The following is a 21,337-nucleotide window of genomic DNA, read 5'->3' on the forward strand; positions in this document are numbered from 1 at the left end:
TTCTCAATTCTTGTTGATGTCAGTCATATCGATGATTCTGGTGACTGATTCTTGGATGAATTCGTGGTCATGGGTGATGACGATGACCACTGCTCCGCTTGCTGCAAGAGATCGAAGTAGCGCAGAGATGGATTGCAGTTGGCGCCAGCCCACGCCAGAGGTAGGTTCATCGAAGATGTAGATCGCTGCTTGCTCGGCTTGGGCTGAAGCTATGGCTAAGCGTTGCCGTTGCCCACCGGACAGAGACTGCGGATGCCGTTGGGCCATTCCTGCCAGATCGAGGCGATGGAGAATCTCATTGACATCGATGTGGTCCCGCTTCTTCTTTGCCAGTCCGAGCGTGACTTCTTCTTCGGTGGTGGCTGCGAATAATTGGCGGCCAACATCTTGCATCACCATGTACGCGGCACGTCTGCGGGCAGCCGCTCCTACTCGTTTGCTGTTCAAACGGAGACTACCGCCGCGTTTGGGAGAAGCAAGACCACAAATGATCCTGGCGAGGGTGGTTTTTCCAGCGCCGTTGGGCCCGATTAAGGCGGTGACTTCGCCGCTGGGGAAAAATGCGTGGTCAATGTTTAATACCTCATGTGCGCCATAAGAAAAACAGATGTTGCTTAGCTCGAGTCCGCTCCGCTGGGGATCGGCGTTTTCGAGCGTGGGTGGTACCGGCACGCTCGCGGGCAGGGGAACATGGTGTAAGCTGCGTAGCCCCAATTGTTTGCGTTCGGGTTCGTCTAAGGCATAAAACTCCTGAGCGCGGAAACTCCGCGTTATTTTTCCCTGAGTCAAGTAAATAACTTGGTCAGCGATATCTTTTAAGAAAAAGAGACGGTGATCAGCGATAATGATCGTTGTGCCTAATTCCTTCAAGCGGTGTAGCACGCGTGCAAGAATATCGATGCTTTCCATAGAGAGATTGGACGTGGGTTCATCGAGAAGCACGAGACTGCCCGGGGACACAAGCGCGCATGCGCATGCCACGGTTTGTAACTGCCCACCGGATAATTCTTTGAATCGCCGGCCCCGAAGATCGTTAATGCCTAGTAGCTCGACCGCTGATTGAATCCTCGACTCAATTTCTTTGGGATCTACACCAAGGTTTTCTAGCCCGAAGGCCAATTCTGCATTGACGCTTTCAGTGAAAAATTGTGTCCTTGGATTCTGGAATACTGAGGCGCTGAACTCGATGGCTCGGGACAGCGGTTCTTCCGCAGGGGTAAAAGCCTGGTCATCCTTTATAATAGTGATGGTGCCTAGTAGCTCTCCTGGATTGAAATGGGGGATGAGTCCGTTGATCAACTTGAGTACCGTGGACTTTCCCGATCCGGAATCACCGGTAATCAGTAGACACTGTCCTGGAGAGACAGAAAAAGACACATCAGATACACCTTGAATACCTGGCCGAGCTCCCAATGGATATGTAAAAGAAACGTTGTGGGCGTCTACACTGGTTGCGATACTGCGTTCGTTCATAAGTGGACCTCCGTGGGAAGCCAGACAGAGGCAACAACGAGGCCCAACCCAGCTAGTGCAGTTGCATCGACAAGCTTGAAGGAAAGATCGGCGGTGGTGGTTGGGCGTGCGGGTCCTCCCAATCCCCGGACAAGAGCAGAGGCAGCGAGCTCATCACCAGCGCGGACGACGGCACCTAATAAGGGGATGATCAACATCGCGGACGATTGTGTGGGCTGTGTGATCCAGCTTTTTACTCCAGGCTGGAGACCCCGAAGGACCATGGCATCGCGGATGGCTTTGGCTTCTGCCACGATGATCGGCAAAACGCGCAGGAATACCGCCGGTGGAATGGTGGCCCAGCCTGGTAAACGCAGGTCCCGCAGTGCTGAGGTCAACGTGGATGGTGTGAGAGTGAGCAAGCCGAATGTGCCGATGGACATGCTGATGACAAAACGGCTTAGCCACGAAAAAATTGCCGCTGAAAAAGCGAAAAATGTGGAGCCAGGAAGCTGTAATAGGCCCCAGTACCCTAGATAGGATAATGCAAAAGCGAACAGGCAAATAAGACCATAGTGTGGCTTTACTGTAGCTAGTGCGATGGAGCTGAAAGCGATAGAAATCAGCAGTGTCGGTAGGTGGCCGTGGCTGAGAGCTACCGCATTGATTACTAGAACAGAAAGCAGCACGGTCCGTGGATCGATCGAAGATCGATGAAGCACGCCCTGTTTTGGCAGGCTCACAGGAGACCAGCGCTTTCAAAGTGTTTGCGGCTGACGCGAACTCCGACCTTTCCTCCGATAAAGCCGACGATGAGCGCACAAATGGCCAGTACTCCAATGGTCCATGGCTGGAAGATATCCGACATGGCATCGGCATATTCTTGACCCATTTGGTCTGCGATATCGACGTAGTAGGAGTCCGTATCCAGAATTAGCGGGATAAAAGGCATAGAAATCCAGACACAGAAGACGCTGTAGGCAATAGGGAAGGATTTGGCAATACTGAGGTGGCTTTTTGTAATAATCAAATCCGCGATAAACCCTAGAATTATGCTTCCCAGCAGGGTCCAGAAGTAGTGTCCGGTGAGCATGAATGCTAGTCCGTTAATACCACCGACGAGGGTGAAAGCACCCATTTTGGGCGTGCGGGCGGCATAAAGCGCTAGCACGATTCCGTTTGCGATTGCCGCGATGAACCATCCAATAAACATGAATTGTGGTCCTGCGAATCCAATCATTCCGCTTACAAAGGTGATTACAAAGTAAAGTGCAGCAAAGATGCCAGCGTTGATGAGATCTCTGGTGTTTAAACGTGCCGTCGACCCACTGGATGAGCTTGCACTCCGTGCGGGCGTAGAGGACTGTTGGGTCATAGTAAACCTCGATTTATGAACAGCAGGAAAGGTAAGGCTTACCTAAGTTAGATAATACTGTTTATAAAACATTTCAAGTTTTGATCTGAAGATTCACCCTTAATGGGGGTGAATGCAGATAAGTAGACATCAAACCAGACCACGACTACCGACTAAGTACCGACAAAATCGGCACCAACGGCAAGACAACCCTGCGATGGGGAGGCAAACTACGCCGCCTCTACATCGGACGCAGATGGGGCGGGGAACCAATCACCATGGTCTGCATCGACAACCACGTCGACGTCAAAATAGCCATCACTGGGGCACAAATCGCCGCCTACACACTCACCGAAGAAAAGATCTACTACAACTAGAAAGACAACGAACTCAACCCCAGTCGGGGCAACTAAAAAATCTCGAGACACCGACCGGAACGATGTCTCGAGACTTCACAGCGTGCCCCAGAGAAGATTCGAACTTCCGACACCGGCTTTAGGAGAGCCGTGCTCTATCCCCTGAGCTACTGGGGCGGGGGTGCGTTGCGCACCTAGGTAAGACTAGCAGCCCCGCGTGGGGCGGCGTTAAATGCGTCGCCTTTCGTTTATTCGCCGGCCAGCTCCGCGTACTTGGCGCGGACCTCGCTGGCGGAAGGGTTGGTGGCGTGCGTGCCGTCGGAGTAAAGGACGGTGGGCACGATGCGATTGCCGTCGTTGACGGATTCAATCCACGCGTTGATGTCGGCGGTCTCGGGGGCGTCGGCTTCGACGTCGACGAGCTCGTATGGGGTTTCGGTGCGGTCCAGGTTTTTGATCAGCTTGGCACAGAACGGGCACCAATCGGCGAAGAAGATGGTGACGTGCTCAGTGGTTTCGGGAGTGGCAACGTTGGTGCTCATTAAGCAGCAGCCTTTCTGTCGTAGGTGAGGAAACGGTATTTCATCGGCAGCTCGCTGGGCGGCTGGCCGGGAATGGTGAGGTGGCCTGATTCGGAGGTCAGCCAGTCACTATCGGCAGATAGGCTGAATTCCTCCGGAACGCTCGGGGCCAGGACGGCATCTGCGCCGTAGGCATCGCCGACTTGTACACCCATGAGGGTGAGCTCGATTGTATCCACGCGGTCGAGAGTGGAGCTATAGAGCTGGCCGCCGCCGATGATCCAGGCGTCGTCAAGCGTGGCGTCAAGTGCGGCGTTGAGGTTGTCCACCACGGTGGCACCCGCGGACCATTCGCCCGGCTGACGGCTGGACAGCACAATGTTCTCCCGGCCTGGCAGCGGGCGGAACTTGGGGTTGAGGGACTCCCACGTCTTGCGGCCCATGATGACGGGCGCGCCCATGGTGACTTCCTTGAAGTGCTTGAGGTCCTCCGGCACGTGCCAGGGCATGACCACGCCGTCACCGATAACCCCGTCGAGGGACTGCGCCCAGATTGCGCCCAACATTAGACGGAGACCTGTGCCTTGATGGTGGGGTGGGGGTCGTAGCCGATGACCTCAAAATCATCGAAGCTATAGTCAAAGAGGCTTTCGGCCTTGTGGAGGATAAGCTGCGGGTACTCGCGGGGCTCGCGGGACAGTTGCTCCTTGACCTGTTCGATGTGGTCGTTGTAGATGTGGCAATCCCCACCCGTCCAGATGAGATCGCCTACCTCTAGACCTGCTTGCTGGGCGAACATGTGGGTCAGCGCGGCATAGGAAGCCAGGTTGAAGGGAACGCCGAGGAACATGTCGGCGGAGCGCTGGTAAACCTGCATGGAGAGTTTGCCGTCCGCGACGTAGAGCTGGAAGAGCAGGTGGCAGGGCATGAGCGCCATCTTGTCCAGCTCAGAAACGTTCCACGCGGAGACCAAGTTGCGGCGCGAATCCGGGTTGTTCTTGAGCGTGTCCAAGGCGACCTGGATCTGGTCGATGTGCTGGCCATCCGGAGTGGGCCAGGAGCGCCACTGCACGCCGTAGACAGGGCCCAGCTCGCCGTCCTCATCGGCCCACTCGTTCCAGATGCGGACCTTGTTTTCCTGCAGCCACTTCACATTGGAGTCGCCGCGCAGGAACCACAGCAGCTCACCAATCACGCCGTGGAAGTAGACCTTCTTGGTGGTCAGCAGGGGAAAAGACTCCGCCAAGTTATAGCGCAGCTGGGCACCGAACAGGGAGAGGGTGCCGGTGCCAGTGCGGTCGCCTTTGGGAGCGCCTTCTTCCAGGACGCGGCGCAGGAGGTCCTCGTACGGAGTCTCAATCATGGTCGCCATGATAGCGCTCTTGCGCCCGTGCCACGCGCGTGGGGTTAGTACCCGCCGTTGGCCTCCGCGTAGGCGGCGGCGTGTTCCAGAATCTCCTCTGCCAGCTCCGGGCGGCAGATCAAAAGATCCGGGATGAAGGTGTCCTCATTGTTGAATTTGATCGGGGAGCCATCCAGGCGCGAGCAGTGCAGGCCCGCGGCCAAAGCCACGCCCACCGGGGCGGCCTGGTCCCACTCGTACTGGCCGCCGGCATGGATGTAGCCGTCATAGTCGCCCAAGAGCACGTGGATCGCCTTCGCACCTGCGGAGCCCACGCCGACGGTCTCAAAGCCCATCTTCTCCGCGACGTAATCCGCAACCTTCGGCGGACGGTTGCGGGAAACCACAAACTTCTTCGACAGCGGGCCGGTCACCGCGCGCACGTCGGAGGACTTAAAGGTCACGCCCATGTCCGGCATGCCGACGGCCGCGTGGATGGGGGTGCCGTTTTCCACCAGCGCGATGTGGACGGCCCAGTCCTGGCGGCCGGTAGCGAATTCCTTGGTGCCGTCGAGCGGGTCGATGATCCACACGCGTTCCTTCTTTAGACGGCTCAAGTCATCGGCAGCCTCTTCCGACAGGACGCCGTCCTTGGGACGGTGCTGCTCAAGGACGCGGGAGATCCACTCCTGAGCGGCCTCATCGCCGGCATCACCCAGCGCCAAGCCGCGCAGCAGGCCACCGTTGCGCACGCCTTTGAGGATTTCGCCGCAGCCATCGGCGAGGGAGTTGGTTAGACGGGAATCAGAAATCTCAACGGTCATAGTGACCAGATTAGCGCGCGCGATACAGTAGGGCATGTCCAAAAACGTTCTGGCGAAGTTCCGCCCGCAGGTGGCCGGTTGGTTCCAGGACGTTTTCGCCGCCCCCACCCCGGTCCAAGAGCAGGCGTGGGAGGCGATTTCCGGCGGCGCGAACGCACTGGTTGTAGCACCAACCGGTTCCGGTAAGACGCTCGCGGCATTTCTGTGGGCCTTGAATTCCCTGGTGGAGCGCGAGGGGCAGACCGCCCTGCCGCTGAGCAATGAGCCGTCCCGCGAGGGCGCTCATGATGGCGTGAGAGTGCTGTATATCTCACCACTCAAGGCTTTGGGCGTGGACGTCGAGAACAATTTGCGCGCCCCGCTCAACGGCATCGCCCGTACCGCTGAACGGCTGGGCCTGGAAGTGCCGGATATCACCGTCGGCGTGCGCTCGGGGGATACCCCGCAGGCAGAGCGCGCCCGCCAGGTGCGCAAGCCACCGGACATCCTCATCACCACGCCGGAATCGGCCTACCTGATGCTCACCTCCAAGGCGGCGGGAATTTTGAAGACCGTGGATACCGTCATCATCGATGAGATCCACGCCCTGGCCGGCACCAAACGCGGCGTGCACCTAGCGCTGACTCTGGAGCGCCTCGGGCTCATCGCCGGGGAATTTCAGCGCATCGGGCTTTCCGCCACGGTGCGCCCGCTGAGTGCTGTCGCGAACTTCTTGGGCGGCGACCGTCCCGTGGATATCATCGCCCCGCCCGCCAAGAAGCGCTGGCAGCTCGACGTCCACGTGCCGGTCGAGGACATGTCGGACCTGCCCACCCCGGAGCAAGGCTCGCCCATCGGGGAGGCGACTGTCGACGACCCCCTGGGCATCACCGAAGGCCCTCAAGACGCGTTGCACTTACACGCGCACCGCAAGGAAGAAGGCGGGGCTGGAGACTCCGCCCTGCCCACGGCGAAGTCCATTTGGCCCTTCATCGAGGAAGAGCTCTACGCCGAGGTCATGGAGCACCGCTCGACGCTCGTCTTCGTCAACTCGCGCCGCACCGCCGAGCGGCTCACCAGCCGGCTCAACGAGCTCTATGCCCAGGAGCACGATCCGGAGTCCTTGAGCCCGGCTACCCGGCGCGACCCGGCCCAGCTGATGAAGCAAGTGGACGTCGCCGGGAAGGCCCCTGCCGTCATCGCTCGTGCGCACCACGGTTCGGTGTCCAAGGATGAGCGCGCGTTGACGGAGAGGATGCTCAAAGAAGGCACGCTCAAGGCCGTGGTGGCCACGAGCTCCCTCGAGCTGGGCATCGACATGGGTGCGGTGGAGCTGGTGGTGCAGGTGGAATCTCCGCCGTCGGTGGCCTCCGGCCTGCAGCGCGTGGGCCGCGCCGGGCACTCCGTCGGCGCGGTCTCTCATGGCTCCTTCTATCCCAAGCACCGCGCGGATCTCGTGCAATCCGCGCTTACCGTCGCTCGCATGGAGGAGGGCCTCATCGAGGAAATGCACTCCCCGCGCAACCCGTTGGATGTCTTGGCACAGCAGACGGTGGCGGCGGTAGTGGCGTCGGCAAGCGCGGGCACGAGTGAGGGACTAGAGGCCGACACATGGTACGACACCGTGCGCCGCGCCTGGCCTTATAAGGACCTGGCGCGCGAGGTTTTCGACTCCGTGCTGGACCTGGTCAGTGGTGTGTATCCCTCGACGGATTTTGCGGAGCTGAAACCCCGTGTGGTCTATGACCGTGTGACGGGCGTGCTGACCCCGCGCCCCGGCGCACAGCGTGTGGCGGTGACCAACGGCGGCACCATTCCGGACCGCGGCATGTTCGGGGTGTTCCTGGTGGGAACTGGTGAGGCCGGTTCCGCGCCGCGCCGCGTGGGTGAGCTCGATGAGGAAATGGTCTATGAAACCCGGGTGGGGGACATCTTCACCCTCGGCGCAACGAGCTGGCGCGTGGAGGAGATTACGCGCGACCAGGTGCTGGTGACACCCGCGCCGGGGCACACCGGGCGTTTGCCTTTTTGGAACGGCGACTCCGCGGGGCGGCCCTATGAGCTGGGCAAGGCGCTGGGTGCGTTCCGGCGTGAAGCATTTTCGGACCCATCCGTGGTGCGCGGCGCCGATGAGAACGCGCGGCGCAATATCGCCGCCTACCTGCAGGAGCAGAACGAGGCCACCGGGCTCATCCCGGATGAGAAGACGCTTCTGCTGGAGCGCTTCACGGATGAGCTGGGGGATTGGCGCGTGCTGCTGCACACCCCGTTTGGTCGGCCGGTGAACGCGGCGTGGGCGCTGGCGGTGGGGCAGCGCGTGGCGGAGCGCACCGGGATGGATGCGCAGGCCGTGGCGGGCGATGATGGCATCGTGCTGCGCCTGCCGCAGGGGGAGGCGGACCCGGATGCCGCGCTGTTCCTTTTCGACGCCGATGAGATTGCGGACATCGTCACCGAACAGGTGGGAAACTCCGCGCTCTTCGCCTCTAGGTTTAGGGAGTGCGCGGCGCGAGCGCTGCTTCTGCCGCGGCGTAACCCGGGCAAGCGCGCGCCCTTGTGGCAGCAGCGCCAGCGCGCGGAGCAGCTTCTCGACGTCGCCCGCAACTACCCCTCTTTCCCCATCATCCTGGAGACCGTGCGCGAGTGCGTGCAGGATGTCTATGACCTGCCGGCGCTGACGGAGGTTATGCGGGAGCTGGCGCACCGCCGTATCCGCATCGCGGAGGTCACCACGGAGCAGCCTTCGCCTTTTGCGTCCTCGCTGCTGTTCAACTACACCGGCGCATTCATGTACGAGGGGGACTCGCCGCTGGCGGAAAAGCGCGCGGCGGCCCTGGCACTGGACCCGGCGTTGTTGGCGAAGCTTCTGGGCACGGTGGAGTTGCGCGAGCTTCTCGACGGCTCCATCATCGCCGAGGTCCATGCCCAGCTGCAGCGCACCACTCCAGAACGCCAGGCGCGCACCACCGAGGAGGTCGCGGACCTGCTGCGCGTGCTGGGCCCCATCCCGGTCGAGGAGTTTGGTGCGCACGCCACGGTGCCTCTGCGCGCACTCGATGCGCTGGGCGCGCGCATTATGCGGGTGCGCATCAACGGCCGCGAGCACCTGGCCCAAGCGCTTGATGCGCCGCTGCTTCGCGACGGCCTGGGCATCCCCGTCCCGCCCGGCATCCCCTCCCAGCAAGCCACGATTACCGACGCCCTGGATCAACTAGTCAGCCGCTGGGCGCGCACGCGCGGGCCGTTTGTGGCGCGCGATGTGCAGGAGGCCTTTGGCCTGTCGGCCGCGGTGGCGCACTCGACGCTGAGTGGGCTGGATTCCATCCTGGCGGGGCATTACCGCCAGGGCGTGGAGGAGCAGGAGTACTGCGCGGCGGAGGTGCTCAAGGTCATCCGCTCGCGCTCGCTGACGGCCGCGCGGGCGGCCACGCAGCCGGTCTCGCCCGCGGCTTTCGGGCGCTTCCTCCCGGACTGGCAGCAGGTGGCGGCGGTGGGCCGGCGCCCGGTGCTGCGCGGGGTGGACGGCGTCTTTGCGGTCATCGAGCAGCTGGCCGGCGTGCGCATGCCGGCCTCGGCCTGGGAGAGCCTCATTTTGCCTGCGCGCGTAGGGGACTATTCGCCGACGATGCTCGATGAGCTGACCACCGGCGGCGAGGTCCTTATCGTGGGCGCGGGCAAGGCTGGCTCGAACGACCCCTGGATCATGCTGCTACCGGCGGACTATGCCGCACAGCTCGCCCCGCAGGTTTCTGCGGAGGAGGTGGGCTTGTCCATGCTGCAGACCCAGCTGCTGGAGGCCTTGCAGGGCGGCGGCAGCTACCTTATCTCCGATATTCAACCGCAGTTGAGCGGTACGCCCGAGGAGGTCCGCGAGGCCCTCTGGGGTCTGGTGGAGGCAGGTCTGGTCAGCCCCGATTCCTTCGCTCCTATCCGCGCGCACTTGGTGACGGGGAACGCGGGGCGTACGGCACACCGCGCGCGGCGCAGACCTTCGCGCTCGCGTCTGCGCATGGGGCGCACCTCCTTTGCACAATCGCACAATGTCTCCAGTGCGCCGACCGCGCCCGACGTGGTGGGGCGGTGGTCGCTGGCCGTGCCCGCCGCGACGGATGCAACGTCGCGTTCCATCGCGCACGGCGAGGCCTGGCTGGACCGGTATGGCGTGCTTACCCGCGGATCCGTGGTGGCCGAGGACGTCCTGGGTGGCTTCGCCCTGGCTTATAAAGTGCTCTCCGGTTTTGAGGAATCCGGCAAGGCCATGCGCGGCTATGTCATTGAAGGACTAGGTGCGGCGCAGTTCTCCACGCCTGCGGTCATTGACCGCCTACGCGGGGTGGATGATTCCCCCGACGTCACGGGCTGGCCCTCCGGCACCCGCGAGCCGCAGGCCTATGTCCTTGCTGCGACCGACCCGGCCAACCCCTATGGCGCGGCGCTGTCGTGGCCCACTACCGACGCCGGCGAATCCGCGGCCCGCCCGACCCGCGCCGCGGGTGCCTTGGTGGTGCTCATGGATGGCTTGCCGGTAGCGCACCTGACCCGCGGCGGGAAGACACTGACCACGTTCTTCAACGCTTTGCCCGAGGGCATCGAGCGCACCGAGGTACTAGCCGCAGTGCTTGCAGGACTCAACGAGCTGGTGGCCGCTGGGCGCTTGAGCAAGGTGGTTATTGAGAAGGCGAACGGGCGGCCTATCTTCGAGTCGAAGCTCGGCGGCGAACTGCGTCCACTGGGTGCGGCACTAACCCCGAAGGGCGTGCGGATTACTGGCTCTGCGCACACTGCCTCTTCCGGCCGTGCAGGACAGCACGGCCAATCTGGAGAAGCCGCGCGCTCCGCCGAGCCTTACCGTCCCGCACGTCGCGGTGGGCGCCGTGCTGTCGAGGCGATGGAGGAGCTCACCTTCGATGATCCGGAGGATTCCACTGAGTCTGGTGGCCCATCGACTGCACCGGGCAGCCCAGGTGGTTTCCGCCCGCGCCGCCGACGCCGCTGAATGATATTCACCTTCATTTAGCCCACGGGCTTTTCATGGGTCTAACCTCAAAAGCTGGTAGCCCAATAGAAAAGGAGTCTTGTTTTCATGCGGCTGAAGCGCCAACTGCCCAACGTGTCCGAGCTTAAGAACCTCATGCGGTTCGAAGCACCCAACCTCGACCGCCGGGCAGCACGCCTGGCAGAGGCCGCTGATGTGTGGGATCTACGCAAGATTGCCAAGCGCCGCACCCCGAAGGCGGCCTTCGACTACGTCGATGGCGCCGCCCGCGATGAGGTCAGCTACCGCGAATCCCGCGATTTCTTCCGCGACGTTCGCCTCATGCCCAACGTGCTCAACGGCGCGAACGACATCTCCTTGAGCACTGAGATCGCCGGCGAGCTCGCGGCCCTGCCTTTCGGCATCGCGCCAACCGGCTTTACCCGCTTCATGCATGCCGAGGGCGAGGACGCCGGTTCCCAAGCCGCCCGCGACGCAGGCATCCCGTTTGCGCTCTCCACGATGGGCACGCGCTCGGTCGAGGAGGTCGCGGCGTCGCAAGGCAATAGCGGTCGCCGTTGGTTTCAGCTTTACCTGTGGAAGGACCACTCTGCCTGCCAAGAACTCATCGAGCGCGCTGCCGCCAACGGCTATGACACCCTCGTGGTTACCGTCGATACGCCCGTGGCGGGCCAGCGCCTGCGCGATACCCGCAACGGCATGCGCATCCCGCCGCGCCTGACCGCCGGCACGGTCTTCGATGCCGCGTGGCGTCCCGAGTGGTGGTTCAACTTCCTCACCACGGACCCGGTCACCTTCGCGTCGTTGACCTCGACCACGGGCACCCTGGGCGAGCTGGTCAACACCATGTTTGACCCAGGCCTCAACTTCGAGGACCTGGCGTGGATTCGCAAGCAGTGGAAGGGCACGCTCTTCGTCAAGGGAATCGTCAACCCCGAGGATGCACGCAAGGTCATCGACCTCGGCGCCGACGGCATCGTGGTGTCCTCCCACGGCGGGCGCCAGCTCGACCGCGTGGTCAACACCCTCCAGGCTCTTGAGGCCGTGCGCGCAGAGGTGGGCCCAGACGTGGAGATAATCTACGACTCCGGCATCATGTCCGGCGTCGACATCGCCATTGCGCTGGCTCTGGGGGCGGACTTCGTCCTTATCGGCCGCGCCTACCTCTACGGGCTGATGGCCGGCGGCAAGGAAGGCGTGGACCGCGTCATTGAGCTGTTGGCGGAAGAGTTCAAGAACACCCTCCAGTTGCTCGGCGTGAAGCGGATCGAAGACCTGGGCCGCCAGCATGTGGTCACCCCGTGGGAGCCGGGTGCGCTGGCATTCGGTGCGGGAAAGGATGCGCCGGTAGAGTAGGCACCCGTTTGGTGAGGAGGTTCTGCTGTGCCTGAGGGTGATTCGGTACTGCAGCTGTCGAACCGGCTGCAGTTCATGGAGGGCCGGCGCGTGACCCATTCCTCCCTGCGCGTGCCGCGCTATGCCACCGTGCGTTTCGACGGGCTGGTGTGTGAGGAGGTCTGGCCCTATGGCAAGCACCTCTTCATGGATTTCGGCGGCGAGCTCATCCTGCATACCCACCTCAAGATGGAGGGCACGTGGGCCATCCACTATGCCGGGGACCGCTGGCGCAAGCCCGGCCACAGCGCACGCGTGGTGCTGCAGATGGAGAATACCCCGCGTGATATTGAGTTGGTAGGGCATTGGCTAGGGCTGGTCGAGGTCTTTCCAGCCCGCGAGTTTGAGCAGCGCATGGCGCACCTAGGCCCCGACATCCTCGCGCCAGAATGGGAAGAAGGCGGATTCGAGGAGGCCGTTCGCCGCATCGAGTCGCGCCCCCAACGCAGCATCGGCGCCGCACTTTTGGACCAGCGCAACGTGGCGGGTTTGGGCAACGAGTACCGCGCCGAGATCTGCTTCCTAGCCGGCGTTCATCCAGCAACACCGGTAGCGCTTGTCGACGTCCCCCAGATCCTCACCATCTCCCGCCGCCTCATCTGGGCCAACCGAGACTCGCCGGTACGTGTGACCACCGGCGTGAAAAGGGCAGGGGAGACAACTTACGTCTTCGGGCGCAACCGTCAACGCTGCCGGCGCTGCGGAATGCTCATTGAGAAGTCCACGCTGGGTGGCGTGGACGCCGGCGGCGATGAAGGGGAGTTAGAGCGCGTCATCTGGTGGTGCCCACACTGCCAGCCACGTCGCTAGGCTGGGATGCATGAAGATCATTTTGAACATCATCTGGTTGGCAACTGGTGGCCTTGTCCTCGCACTGGGCTACTTTCTCCTAGGCATCCTGGCCTGCATCCCCGTCGTGACGATTCCTGCCGGTGTGGCCTCGATGCGTATGGCGAATTTCGCGCTGTGGCCCTTTGGGCGCTCCGTCATTCAACCGGTCAAAGGTACCGGTGGCATGTCTCGGTTCTCTAACGTTGTCTGGTTCCTTGTCGCTGGCCTGTGGCTGGCCATCGGCCACGTCACCACTGCAGCGGCGCAGGCCGTGACCATCGTGGGCATCCCGGTGGCTCTGGCCAACCTGAAGATGATCCCGGTGACCTGCTTCCCGTTCGGCCGCAAGATCGTAGACTCTGACCACATCCCCTTTGGCTGGGAATCGATGATCAAGCTCTAACGAGTATCTCTCCGGTTGCGGGGTTGCCTGGGGTGCCTTAGGGTTCTGAGTCATGGGGGATTTAGAAACCTACTTCTCCTACCGCAACTCGGGGATCACACTGGTGAAGCAAGCGGTAGGAGGCGAGAAGCGATTACGCGCACTCGGCGCTTCATCAGCTGACGCCGCCGAACTGGCGCGCTTAAACTACATCTACTTCGGCGCCACCAAGTTCACGGGTAAGCAACGCACGGCCCGCAGCCGAGCTTTAGAACAAGGCCATGACCTGGCCACGCTGAGCCTCATCGAGGCCTACACGAAGAAGCTGCAGAATCAGCTTCATGTGTGGAACCTGCGTGTAAAGCTCGCCGGCACGCCTGCCCACAGCATTCCCGCCGTGGCGGCAAAGCGCTTAAAGGAGCTCAAGCCCAAACGTATTCCCACGCCTGGGGTGCGCATGACCTACCGTGCTGATGGGCCGCACTCGCTGACCATTACTGATGACCCTCTGACTGTCACCGAGATGCGCGGCGTGCTGGAATCCATCAACCAGAGCAATCTGCTGGAAGCAGCCAACCACGTCTTCTTCAATAAATCCCACGGCGGAACCAAACCTGCTGTTCTCACCAGCGTGGTCGTCACCTTGGACAAGCTCGACAAAATTGTTAGCGGCGATGGTGATGACATCGTGCTTGAGCTAACTAATGGCGGCCGGATGACCGGCGCGGAGTTTCTGAACTACAAGTTCGCCGAGATCGGCTACGTAACCCTCATCCACCCCACGATCGGGCCGGTGTGGCTGCACCGGATGAAGCGTTTAGCCGGGTTTGAGCAGCGCATGATGGCCAGCGCCGAGCATCCCACCTGTGCCAGGAAGGGATGTAATAAACCTGCTGATTATGCCCAGGTGCATCACCTAGTGCCGTGGAAAGCAGGAGGTACCACCGATCCACCGAATCTGACAATGTTGTGTGCCTATCACAACGGCGTTAATGATGACGACCCAGAGAAACCAACAGGTGCTGGCTACGTGTTTAGGATTCGCGGCGGTGTGGACTACATCCCGCCCTGGGGAGAACCAATCACCGCTCAAGTGGCATATCAAGCCGCGCAACGCGGACTCGGACCGCCCGGCGGGTAAACCGCCACGCGGGCGAGCCCACAGGGTCCGCCCGACAAGTAAATCGTCACGCGGATGCCCACAGGGCATCCGCGGCCTTGGCGATCTCGCACGTCGATTGCCCGCTAAAAACGGGTGAACCCCCGACCGTTCGGCCGGGGGACGTCGCCAAGCAGTGCTTAGCGGTGGTTGCGATACCAACCGATCAGAGCATCGGTCGAGCCGTCGCCGGATGCGGCCTCCTCCTTGCCGGAGACTGCCGGTGCCAGGTCATTGGCCTGCTGCTTGCCCAGCTCCACGCCCCACTGGTCGAAGGAGTTGATGTCCCAAATGATGCCCTGGGTGAAGACGATGTGTTCGTAGAGTGCGATGAGCGCGCCGAGGGCCTGCGGGGTGAGCTCCTCCGCCAGGATCGTGGTGGACGGGCGGTTGCCCGGCATCACCTTGTGCGGGACCACGGCCGGGTCCACGCCCTCGGCGGCAATCTCTTCCGCCGTCTTACCAAAAGCCAGCACCTTGGTCTGCGCGAAGAAGTTACCCATGAGCAGGTCATGCATCGAACCGGTGCCGTCCGCGGTGGGGAAGTCCTCCTTCGGGCGGGCAAAGCCGATGAAATCCGCCGGGATGAGGCGGGTGCCCTGGTGCATGAGCTGGAAGAAGGCGTGCTGGCCATTGGTGCCCGGCTCGCCCCAGTAAATCTCACCGGTGCCGGTGGTGACAGCGGTGCCGTCGCGGCGCACGGACTTGCCGTTGGACTCCATAGTCAGCTGCTGTAGGTAGGCAGGGAAGCGACCGAGGTCCTCGGAGTAAGGCAGCACCGCGTGGGTCTGCGCACCAAAGAAGTTGGAGTACCAGACGCCGAGCAGGCCCATGAGCACCGGCACGTTCTGCTCTAGAGGCGCGGTGCGGAAGTGCTCGTCCATGGCGTGGAAGCCCTCGAGGAAGCGCATGAAGTCCAGTGGGCCGATGGTGCACATCAGGGACAGACCAATAGCGGAATCGACGGAGTAGCGGCCGCCCACCCAGTTCCAGAAGCCAAACATGTTCTGGGGGTCGATGCCGAACTCCGCGACCTTCTCCGCGTTGGTGGAAACGGCAACGAAGTGCTTGGCGACGGCCGACTCATCACCATCAAACTGCTCAATCAGCCAGCGGCGTGCAGCGTGAGCGTTGGCCAGGGTTTCCTGGGTGGTGAAGGTCTTGGAGGCCACGATGAAGAGGGTGGAGCCGGCGTCGAGGCCGTCGAGAGTCGCGGCGAGATCCGCCGGGTCGACGTTAGAAACGAACTCCGCGCTGATACCCGCTACCTCGTAGGAACGCAGCGCCTTGGCAGCCATGGCGGGGCCCAAGTCGGAGCCGCCGATGCCGATGTTGACGACCTTCTTGATGGTGTGGCCCGTATGCCCCAGCCACGCACCGGAACGTAGCGCAGTGGCGAAGTCACGCATGCGGCCCAGAACCTCGTGGACGTCGGCGGCGACGTCTTGGCCGTCGACGCTCAAGTCCTTCTCCACAGGCAGGCGCAGCGCGGTGTGCAGCACAGCACGGTCCTCGGTGTTGTTGAGGTGCTCGCCGGTGAACATGGCGTCGCGGCGGCCCTCGACGTCCGCGGCGCGGGCAAGATCCACCAAAGCGGTGACGACTTCCTCATCGATGAGGTTCTTCGACAGGTCCACGTGCAGGCCCGCAGCATCGAAAGAAAAGTCTGCGGCGCGGGAAGCGGAGTTGGCAAAAAGCTCACGCAGGTTGAGGTCCTTCTTGCTCTCAAAAAGCGAGGTGAGCGCGGCCCACTGCGGCTGAGCGGTGATGTCCATTGCAAAAGCCTTTCTGGCAGGTAGCAGACATGAAACTTACTGTGTCCACCGTAGTCCAGAAATCTGTTCGGTGCCGAGACAGAAGGCTGCGCTGGGTTGAGCTAGGCGTAAAGCTTGAGGCCGAATTGCTTCATTGTGTTTGCGATCTCCATGGCGCCCGTCTCGGAGCCGGAGTAATCGTGATAGTCGCCAAAGGACACGACCCCTGCTGCATATAGTTTGCCGTCGATGGAGGCGTAGACAGGACCACCGCTATCACCGGTATCGCTGTAGCTGCCGAAGGTGAAAAGCCCTTGATCACCGAATCGGTCGATGAAAGGGTCGCAGGCAATGCCTGCTGTGGAACCGGCAAAGCACAACGTGGGCTTCTTTCGCGTGATTTCTTCCAGGCTCATCCATCCGGCTAAAGGCGCATTGAGCGCCGGCGAGGTAGATACTTCGGCGTCGGGGTTGGACACTTCGATCAGCGCAATGTCGGCCGAGCTGATGCTATCTGTGTTGGTGTTGCTGGCCTTCATTACCATCTGGCCTATCTCTACCTCGCTGCCGGAGCGATCTTCATAGTAGAAGCTGTCGCCCTTGTCCCCGCAGTGTCCGGCGGTAAGGATAAAGAGGCGCTGCCCATCGCCGGCGAAATGACCGGTAGAGCACCGGCCATCATTCGTGCGGTTATAGATAGCCGCACCCAGCGTCAATACTCCCACGTCCATGTAGTAGTCGGCTTTTAGTGCGTTGTACAAGTTATTGCGGGGCTCAAGCAACTCTGCATGGGGGATTTCAGTGGAGTTATCCCAGATCGCATCGCCGTCGAGGACCTCCTCGAAGCCTTGCGTTGTTCCGGATGCTCCGGAACCTTGTCTGCGTTCGGAGTCGCTGACGGAGGGATGGTCGAGTGGAGTAGCGGAATTTGAGGTCTCAGGTGAAGAAAAGCTGCCGCAGGCGGTCAAAACTAAGGCAGTGACAGCTGCGGTGAGAACAACAGCGGGGCGAGAGGACACATGCATGCTGAGAGCTTAAAACACCGCTAGTTCAGGTGCGCGTGCGTTGGGGATTAGTCCGAGTTGGTGCTAGATTAGCCGAGCTTGCCGCGCCCCAACCGCAGCAGGGCAGAGGCAATCGCGGGGCCCTCCTCGCCAAGCTCGTCGCGGAACTCATTGAGGATGGCAATTTCGCGGGTGTGTACCAAACGGGTACCGCCCGAGCTCATGCGCGTCTTACCAATCGTGCGGGAAATATCGGTGCGGCGCTTAATAGCGTCGAGGATCACGCGGTCGAGGCGGTTGATCTCCTCGCGGTAGCGTTGGATTTCAGCATCGCTGAGCGGGTCATCCGTGCCCGAGGGCATGCGGATGTCGAGGCCGTTGTCCACGACGTTGGGGTCTTGGTGCTCGGGGGTTAAGCCCGAATCTGCGGTGTCAGGATGTGAAGCGCTCATGAGTGAAGATTGTGCCACCACGTTAAGACAAACGGGAATCGCGTGCCGTGACGTCGGTATTCGTCGATAAGAAGCGGCGTGGACGGCAATGTCCGGTGGTGCTAGTAGGTTGGAGAGCATTATGAACAACACTTCTCCGTTTAGGCCTCGTTCTTCGTCTGATCCTTCCGCCGACACCTCCGCCGGTGGCCTGTTTCCCGCGTCCGGGCACAACGCGGATGCCCCTTCCAGCCAGGGAAATGATCTTCTGCTGGAAGGTTTAAACCCGCAACAGGAGGAGGCCGTGACACATTCGGGCTCGCCGTTGCTCATTGTGGCCGGCGCGGGCTCGGGAAAGACCGCGGTGTTGACCCGTCGCATTGCCTATCTCATGCGCGAGCGTGGGGTAGCGCCGTGGCAGATCCTCGCCATTACCTTTACCAACAAGGCAGCCGCGGAGATGAAGGAGCGCGTCGGCCAGCTTGTCGGCCCCGTGGCGGAGCGGATGTGGGTGTCAACCTTCCACTCCATCTGCGTGCGCATCCTGCGCAACAATGCTCAGCTGGTGCCGGGGTTGAACACGAACTTCACCATTTATGACGGCGATGATGCGCGCCGGCTGCTCACCATGATTGCCAAAGACATGCAGCTGGACCTGAAGAAGTACTCTGCGCGTGTTTTGGCTAACCAGATCTCGAACCGCAAGAATGAGCTCATTTCCCCGGAGCGGGCCCGGGCGGAGGCAGAGCGGACGAAGAATCCTTTTGAGCTCACTGTGGCGAGCGTGTACGAGGAGTATCAGCGCCGCCTGCGCGCCGCGAACGCGGTGGATTTCGACGACCTCATCGGGGAAGTGGTGCGCATCTTTAACCAGCACCCACAGGTGGTGGAGTTTTATCGCCGCCGCTTTAAGCATGTGCTTATCGACGAATACCAGGACACCAACCACGCGCAGTACGCGCTCGTTTCGGCCTTGGTGGGCAGGGGCGAGCTGCCGCCGGATGCCCCGGAACTTTGTGTGGTGGGTGATTCTGATCAGTCGATCTATGCCTTCCGCGGAGCCACCATCAGGAATATCCAGGAGTTCGAGCGGGACTACCCGCAAGCGCACACGATTCTGCTTGAACAAAACTACCGTTCGACCCAGACCATCCTGAACGCGGCGAATGCGGTGATTGCGAAGAATGAGGGCCGCCGCGAGAAGAATCTGTGGACCGCCCACGGCGAAGGCGACAAGATCGTCGGGTATGTGGCGGATAACGAGCACGACGAGGCGCGGTATATCGCCTCAGAAATTGATTCCCTGGCGGATAAAGGCACGGCGTATTCCGATATTGCGGTGATGTACCGCACCAATAACGCCTCCCGCGCGTTGGAAGATATCTTCGTGCGCTCGGGTATCCCGTACAGGGTGGTTGGCGGCACGCGCTTCTACGAGCGCCGCGAGATCCGGGACATGGTGGCTTACCTGCGCATTATGGATAATCCGGATGACACGGTGAGCTTGCGCCGCATCATCAACGTGCCAAAACGCGCCATCGGTGACAAGGCGCAGGCGCAAATCGCTCTACATGCGGAGAACCTTGGCGTTAGTTTTGGGGCGGCTCTCCGTGATGCGGCCGAAGGAAAGGTCGCAGGCCTTGGCACGCGGGCGGTCAATGCCGTCACCAAATTCAACGAGATGATGGACGGCGTGCGCGCACAGATTCCGGGCATGGTCAATGAGGTGACGGGCCAGCCGGATTTGGGGGAGCTGCTCAACGCGCTTCTGGACGCCACCGGCTACCGCGCGGAGCTGGAAAACTCCAATGACCCGCAGGATGGGGCACGCCTAGACAACCTCAACGAGTTGGTATCGGTGGCCCGCGAGTTCAGCTCTGAAGCCGCCAATGAAATGGCCTTTATGGGCGCGGACGCAGAGGAAGCCCCGGAGCTTTCGGAAGGCGAAGTCGCGCCGGGCTCGCTTCAAGCGTTCCTCGAAAAGGTTTCGCTCGTGGCTGATGCGGACCAGATTCCAGATCATGAGTCCGGGGTAGTAACGTTGATGACCCTGCACACCGCGAAGGGCCTTGAGTTTCCCGTCGTTTTCCTCACCGGTTGGGAGGATGGCCAATTCCCGCACATGCGCTCCCTGGGGGACCCGAAGGAGCTCAGTGAGGAGCGCCGCCTTGCCTACGTGGGCATTACGCGTGCTAGGGAACAGCTCTACCTCACGCGTGCGATTCTCCGCTCGTCTTGGGGCAACCCGGTGACGAACCCGGCCAGCCGCTTCCTCGCCGAGGTCCCTGAGGACCTCATCGACTGGCGCCGTGAAGAACTGGACAGCTCGCTGTCCAGTGCGTGGGGCGGAGATGATTCCTACCAATACGGGCGAACCTTCGGCTCAGATAGCGGGTTCTTCCGTTCCCGTGGCGGCGGCTATGGCTCGCGGAGCGCTGCGTCTTCCCCTTCGCAGCGCTCGCGCAAGCCAGCTTCGGCGACATCAATGCCGAAGAATAACCATCTCAATTTAGTTGTGGGGGACCGTGTCAACCACGCAAAATACGGGCTAGGCACGGTCATCGAAGCCTCCGGTACCGGCGCGCGGGCGACAGTCACCGTGGACTTCGGCTCAGCAGGCAAGGTCCGCCTCATGCTCATCGGTGGTGTGCCGATGGAAAAGCTCTAAGGCTTTAGATGTGGATGCCGCGCTCGCTGAACCACTCCACCGGGTCAACGGCCGCGCCGCCGCCCGGGTGCACCTCGAAGTGCAGGTGTGGGCCCGTGGAGTGGCCCTCGTTGCCGATGACGGAGATTTGGTCGCCGGCCGTGACGCGGTCACCGACGTTGACCAAAAGCTGATCACTGGGCATATGGCCGTAGACGGAGATGGTGCCGTCCTCGTGCTGGATGCGGATCCAGTTGCCGAAGCCCTGGGCTGCGCCGGAGGAGATGACTTCCCCATCCATGACGGCGTAGATGGGCGTACCGATTGGGTTCGCCACGTCGATGCCGTTGTGGAAGGAACCCCAACGCGGTCCGAAGCCGGAGGTGAAGGTTCCGGAGGTCGGAAAGACCACGGTGTTACCGTTCGCGTCCTGGCTGCGGGTAGGGGTGAGGCCGGAGTGATCGCCTTGCGGCGCGAAGGCTTCAGCGAGTCCGGGAATGCTGGAGGGGTCGAGGACGATATCGAAGCCGTCCTGCGTGGAGTTGATCTCCGGAGTGGATGCCCCGTTGAGGGCCCCGGCCGTCGAAACGAGCAGCCCGGAGAATGCTTTGAAGAGGTCGGCTTTGGAGTCTTCCTTGACTTCGACGTCGTCGGCAGTCGGGCCCTGGCTGGACCCGTCGGAGACATCCACGCTTACTGCCGGTTCGGCAGCGAACGCTGGGGCCGTCACGGTGGCGGTGGTGACCGCCATGGCGGCGAGTGCGCTGAGCGTGCGCTTCATTACTTCACGTCCTTAAGTCCTGCGGTGGCTCGCTTCCGCCGTCGTAGCCGGCGGGAAGCCTGTGAGCGATAGGATCACGGCCATATCAGCCGCGTTGTGCCTTGAAGTCTGCGACACGCCGGTGCGGTT

The 21,337-nt window shown here is 61.7% G+C and carries 17 protein-coding genes, 1 tRNA gene and 1 pseudogene; 7 read left to right on the plus strand and 12 right to left on the minus strand.

The window, feature by feature from the left end; translation table 11 throughout:
- Positions 1 to 3: 3 nt before the first annotated feature.
- The 3 genes from HMPREF2792_RS05515 to HMPREF2792_RS05525 are packed head-to-tail and all read right to left on the minus strand — an operon-like array spanning position 4 to position 2,827.
- Positions 4 to 1,473, minus strand: coding sequence for an ABC transporter ATP-binding protein (locus HMPREF2792_RS05515; RefSeq protein ID WP_012714930.1), 1,470 nt, complete (start codon positions 1,471 to 1,473; stop codon positions 4 to 6).
- Entirely contained in the window at positions 1,470 to 2,195 is a 726-nt protein-coding gene (locus tag HMPREF2792_RS05520) for an energy-coupling factor transporter transmembrane component T family protein (RefSeq protein ID WP_070529419.1), read from the minus strand. Before HMPREF2792_RS05520 ends, HMPREF2792_RS05515 begins: the two co-directional genes overlap by 4 nt.
- Positions 2,192 to 2,827 carry an MptD family putative ECF transporter S component gene (locus tag HMPREF2792_RS05525; RefSeq protein ID WP_012714931.1) on the minus strand — a complete coding sequence of 212 codons (636 nt, stop codon included), beginning with the start codon at positions 2,825 to 2,827 and terminating at the stop codon, positions 2,192 to 2,194. Before HMPREF2792_RS05525 ends, HMPREF2792_RS05520 begins: the two co-directional genes overlap by 4 nt.
- A gap of 140 nt (positions 2,828 to 2,967) precedes the next feature.
- Here HMPREF2792_RS05525 and HMPREF2792_RS12590 point away from each other — a divergent pair.
- Positions 2,968 to 3,245 (plus strand): annotated as a pseudogene (locus tag HMPREF2792_RS12590) (IS481 family transposase); the annotation flags it as partial.
- Positions 3,246 to 3,266: 21 nt separating this feature from the next.
- On the opposite strand, the gene HMPREF2792_RS05535 reads toward HMPREF2792_RS12590, so the two are convergent.
- From HMPREF2792_RS05535 to HMPREF2792_RS05555, 5 genes are all read right to left on the minus strand, one after another.
- Positions 3,267 to 3,339 (minus strand) — tRNA-Arg (locus HMPREF2792_RS05535).
- 71 nt (positions 3,340 to 3,410) lie between these two features.
- Positions 3,411 to 3,704, minus strand: coding sequence for a mycoredoxin (locus HMPREF2792_RS05540; protein WP_070531610.1), 294 nt, complete (start codon positions 3,702 to 3,704; stop codon positions 3,411 to 3,413).
- Complete coding sequence (locus HMPREF2792_RS05545) at positions 3,704 to 4,249, minus strand: dihydrofolate reductase (protein ID WP_070531613.1); 546 nt, start codon at positions 4,247 to 4,249, stop codon at positions 3,704 to 3,706. Before HMPREF2792_RS05545 ends, HMPREF2792_RS05540 begins: the two co-directional genes overlap by 1 nt.
- Complete coding sequence (locus HMPREF2792_RS05550; RefSeq protein ID WP_070520622.1) at positions 4,249 to 5,055, minus strand: thymidylate synthase; 807 nt, start codon at positions 5,053 to 5,055, stop codon at positions 4,249 to 4,251. Before HMPREF2792_RS05550 ends, HMPREF2792_RS05545 begins: the two co-directional genes overlap by 1 nt.
- Positions 5,056 to 5,090: 35 nt before the next feature.
- Entirely contained in the window at positions 5,091 to 5,849 is a 759-nt protein-coding gene (locus HMPREF2792_RS05555) for a 3'(2'),5'-bisphosphate nucleotidase CysQ (protein ID WP_198530301.1), read from the minus strand.
- A gap of 34 nt (positions 5,850 to 5,883) precedes the next feature.
- Between HMPREF2792_RS05555 and HMPREF2792_RS05560 the strand changes: the two genes are divergently transcribed.
- The 5 genes from HMPREF2792_RS05560 (at position 5,884) to HMPREF2792_RS05580 (ending at position 14,573) form a co-directional block, all read left to right on the plus strand.
- Positions 5,884 to 10,824, plus strand: a complete 4,941-nt coding sequence (locus HMPREF2792_RS05560; protein ID WP_070531616.1) for an Lhr family ATP-dependent helicase — start codon at positions 5,884 to 5,886, stop codon at positions 10,822 to 10,824.
- An 87-nt stretch (positions 10,825 to 10,911) separates the two neighbouring features.
- Positions 10,912 to 12,180 carry an alpha-hydroxy acid oxidase gene (locus HMPREF2792_RS05565; RefSeq protein WP_070531620.1) on the plus strand — a complete coding sequence of 423 codons (1,269 nt, stop codon included), beginning with the start codon at positions 10,912 to 10,914 and terminating at the stop codon, positions 12,178 to 12,180.
- A gap of 27 nt (positions 12,181 to 12,207) precedes the next feature.
- On the plus strand, positions 12,208 to 13,029 hold the full coding sequence (locus HMPREF2792_RS05570; RefSeq protein ID WP_070520633.1) for a DNA-formamidopyrimidine glycosylase family protein: 822 nt from the start codon (positions 12,208 to 12,210) through the stop codon (positions 13,027 to 13,029).
- A gap of 10 nt (positions 13,030 to 13,039) precedes the next feature.
- Complete coding sequence (locus tag HMPREF2792_RS05575) at positions 13,040 to 13,453, plus strand: YccF domain-containing protein (protein ID WP_049155174.1); 414 nt, start codon at positions 13,040 to 13,042, stop codon at positions 13,451 to 13,453.
- Between the two features lie 52 nt (positions 13,454 to 13,505).
- Entirely contained in the window at positions 13,506 to 14,573 is a 1,068-nt protein-coding gene (locus tag HMPREF2792_RS05580) for an HNH endonuclease signature motif containing protein (protein ID WP_070531622.1), read from the plus strand.
- 158 nt (positions 14,574 to 14,731) lie between these two features.
- Here HMPREF2792_RS05580 and pgi read toward each other — a convergent pair whose 3' ends face one another.
- The 3 genes from pgi to HMPREF2792_RS05595 form a co-directional block, all read right to left on the minus strand.
- Entirely contained in the window at positions 14,732 to 16,366 is a 1,635-nt protein-coding gene (gene pgi, locus HMPREF2792_RS05585; protein ID WP_070520639.1) for a glucose-6-phosphate isomerase, read from the minus strand.
- Between the two features lie 101 nt (positions 16,367 to 16,467).
- The gene (locus HMPREF2792_RS05590; RefSeq protein ID WP_070531625.1) at positions 16,468 to 17,370 is read right to left on the minus strand and encodes a chymotrypsin family serine protease; all 903 of its coding nucleotides are present in this window, start codon (positions 17,368 to 17,370) and stop codon (positions 16,468 to 16,470) included.
- Between the two features lie 68 nt (positions 17,371 to 17,438).
- Complete coding sequence (locus HMPREF2792_RS05595) at positions 17,439 to 17,801, minus strand: chorismate mutase (RefSeq protein WP_070520647.1); 363 nt, start codon at positions 17,799 to 17,801, stop codon at positions 17,439 to 17,441.
- 121 nt (positions 17,802 to 17,922) lie between these two features.
- Here HMPREF2792_RS05595 and pcrA point away from each other — a divergent pair, with 121 nt between their 5' ends.
- On the plus strand, positions 17,923 to 20,448 hold the full coding sequence (gene pcrA / locus HMPREF2792_RS05600) for a DNA helicase PcrA (RefSeq protein ID WP_070531628.1): 2,526 nt from the start codon (positions 17,923 to 17,925) through the stop codon (positions 20,446 to 20,448).
- A gap of 4 nt (positions 20,449 to 20,452) precedes the next feature.
- Here the strand turns inward: pcrA and HMPREF2792_RS05605 are convergent, their stop codons facing one another.
- A complete protein-coding gene (locus HMPREF2792_RS05605; RefSeq protein ID WP_070531631.1) occupies positions 20,453 to 21,208 on the minus strand; it encodes a M23 family metallopeptidase in 756 nt (251 codons plus the stop codon).
- Between the last annotated feature and the right edge of the window lie 129 nt (positions 21,209 to 21,337).

Source organism: Corynebacterium sp. HMSC068H04, from assembly GCF_001811255.1.
In the GTDB taxonomy this organism is placed as follows: Bacteria; Actinomycetota; Actinomycetes; order Mycobacteriales; family Mycobacteriaceae; genus Corynebacterium; species Corynebacterium hesseae.

Bases quoted from the DNA above. Each gene is read 5' to 3' on its own strand.
- HMPREF2792_RS05515 (WP_012714930.1), bottom strand. From the start codon at position 1,473: ATGAACGAACGCAGTATCGCAACCAGTGTAGACGCCCACAACGTTTCT.
- HMPREF2792_RS05525 (WP_012714931.1), bottom strand. From the start codon at position 2,827: ATGACCCAACAGTCCTCTACGCCCGCACGGAGTGCAAGCTCATCCAGT.
- HMPREF2792_RS05540 (WP_070531610.1), bottom strand. From the start codon at position 3,704: ATGAGCACCAACGTTGCCACTCCCGAAACCACTGAGCACGTCACCATC.
- HMPREF2792_RS05545 (WP_070531613.1), bottom strand. From the start codon at position 4,249: ATGTTGGGCGCAATCTGGGCGCAGTCCCTCGACGGGGTTATCGGTGAC.
- HMPREF2792_RS05550 (WP_070520622.1), bottom strand. From the start codon at position 5,055: ATGGCGACCATGATTGAGACTCCGTACGAGGACCTCCTGCGCCGCGTC.
- HMPREF2792_RS05555 (WP_198530301.1), bottom strand. From the start codon at position 5,849: ATGACCGTTGAGATTTCTGATTCCCGTCTAACCAACTCCCTCGCCGAT.
- HMPREF2792_RS05560 (WP_070531616.1), top strand. From the start codon at position 5,884: ATGTCCAAAAACGTTCTGGCGAAGTTCCGCCCGCAGGTGGCCGGTTGG.
- HMPREF2792_RS05565 (WP_070531620.1), top strand. From the start codon at position 10,912: ATGCGGCTGAAGCGCCAACTGCCCAACGTGTCCGAGCTTAAGAACCTC.
- HMPREF2792_RS05575 (WP_049155174.1), top strand. From the start codon at position 13,040: ATGAAGATCATTTTGAACATCATCTGGTTGGCAACTGGTGGCCTTGTC.
- HMPREF2792_RS05580 (WP_070531622.1), top strand. From the start codon at position 13,506: ATGGGGGATTTAGAAACCTACTTCTCCTACCGCAACTCGGGGATCACA.
- pgi (WP_070520639.1), bottom strand. From the start codon at position 16,366: ATGGACATCACCGCTCAGCCGCAGTGGGCCGCGCTCACCTCGCTTTTT.
- HMPREF2792_RS05590 (WP_070531625.1), bottom strand. From the start codon at position 17,370: ATGCATGTGTCCTCTCGCCCCGCTGTTGTTCTCACCGCAGCTGTCACT.
- HMPREF2792_RS05595 (WP_070520647.1), bottom strand. From the start codon at position 17,801: ATGAGCGCTTCACATCCTGACACCGCAGATTCGGGCTTAACCCCCGAG.
- pcrA (WP_070531628.1), top strand. From the start codon at position 17,923: ATGAACAACACTTCTCCGTTTAGGCCTCGTTCTTCGTCTGATCCTTCC.
- HMPREF2792_RS05605 (WP_070531631.1), bottom strand. From the start codon at position 21,208: ATGAAGCGCACGCTCAGCGCACTCGCCGCCATGGCGGTCACCACCGCC.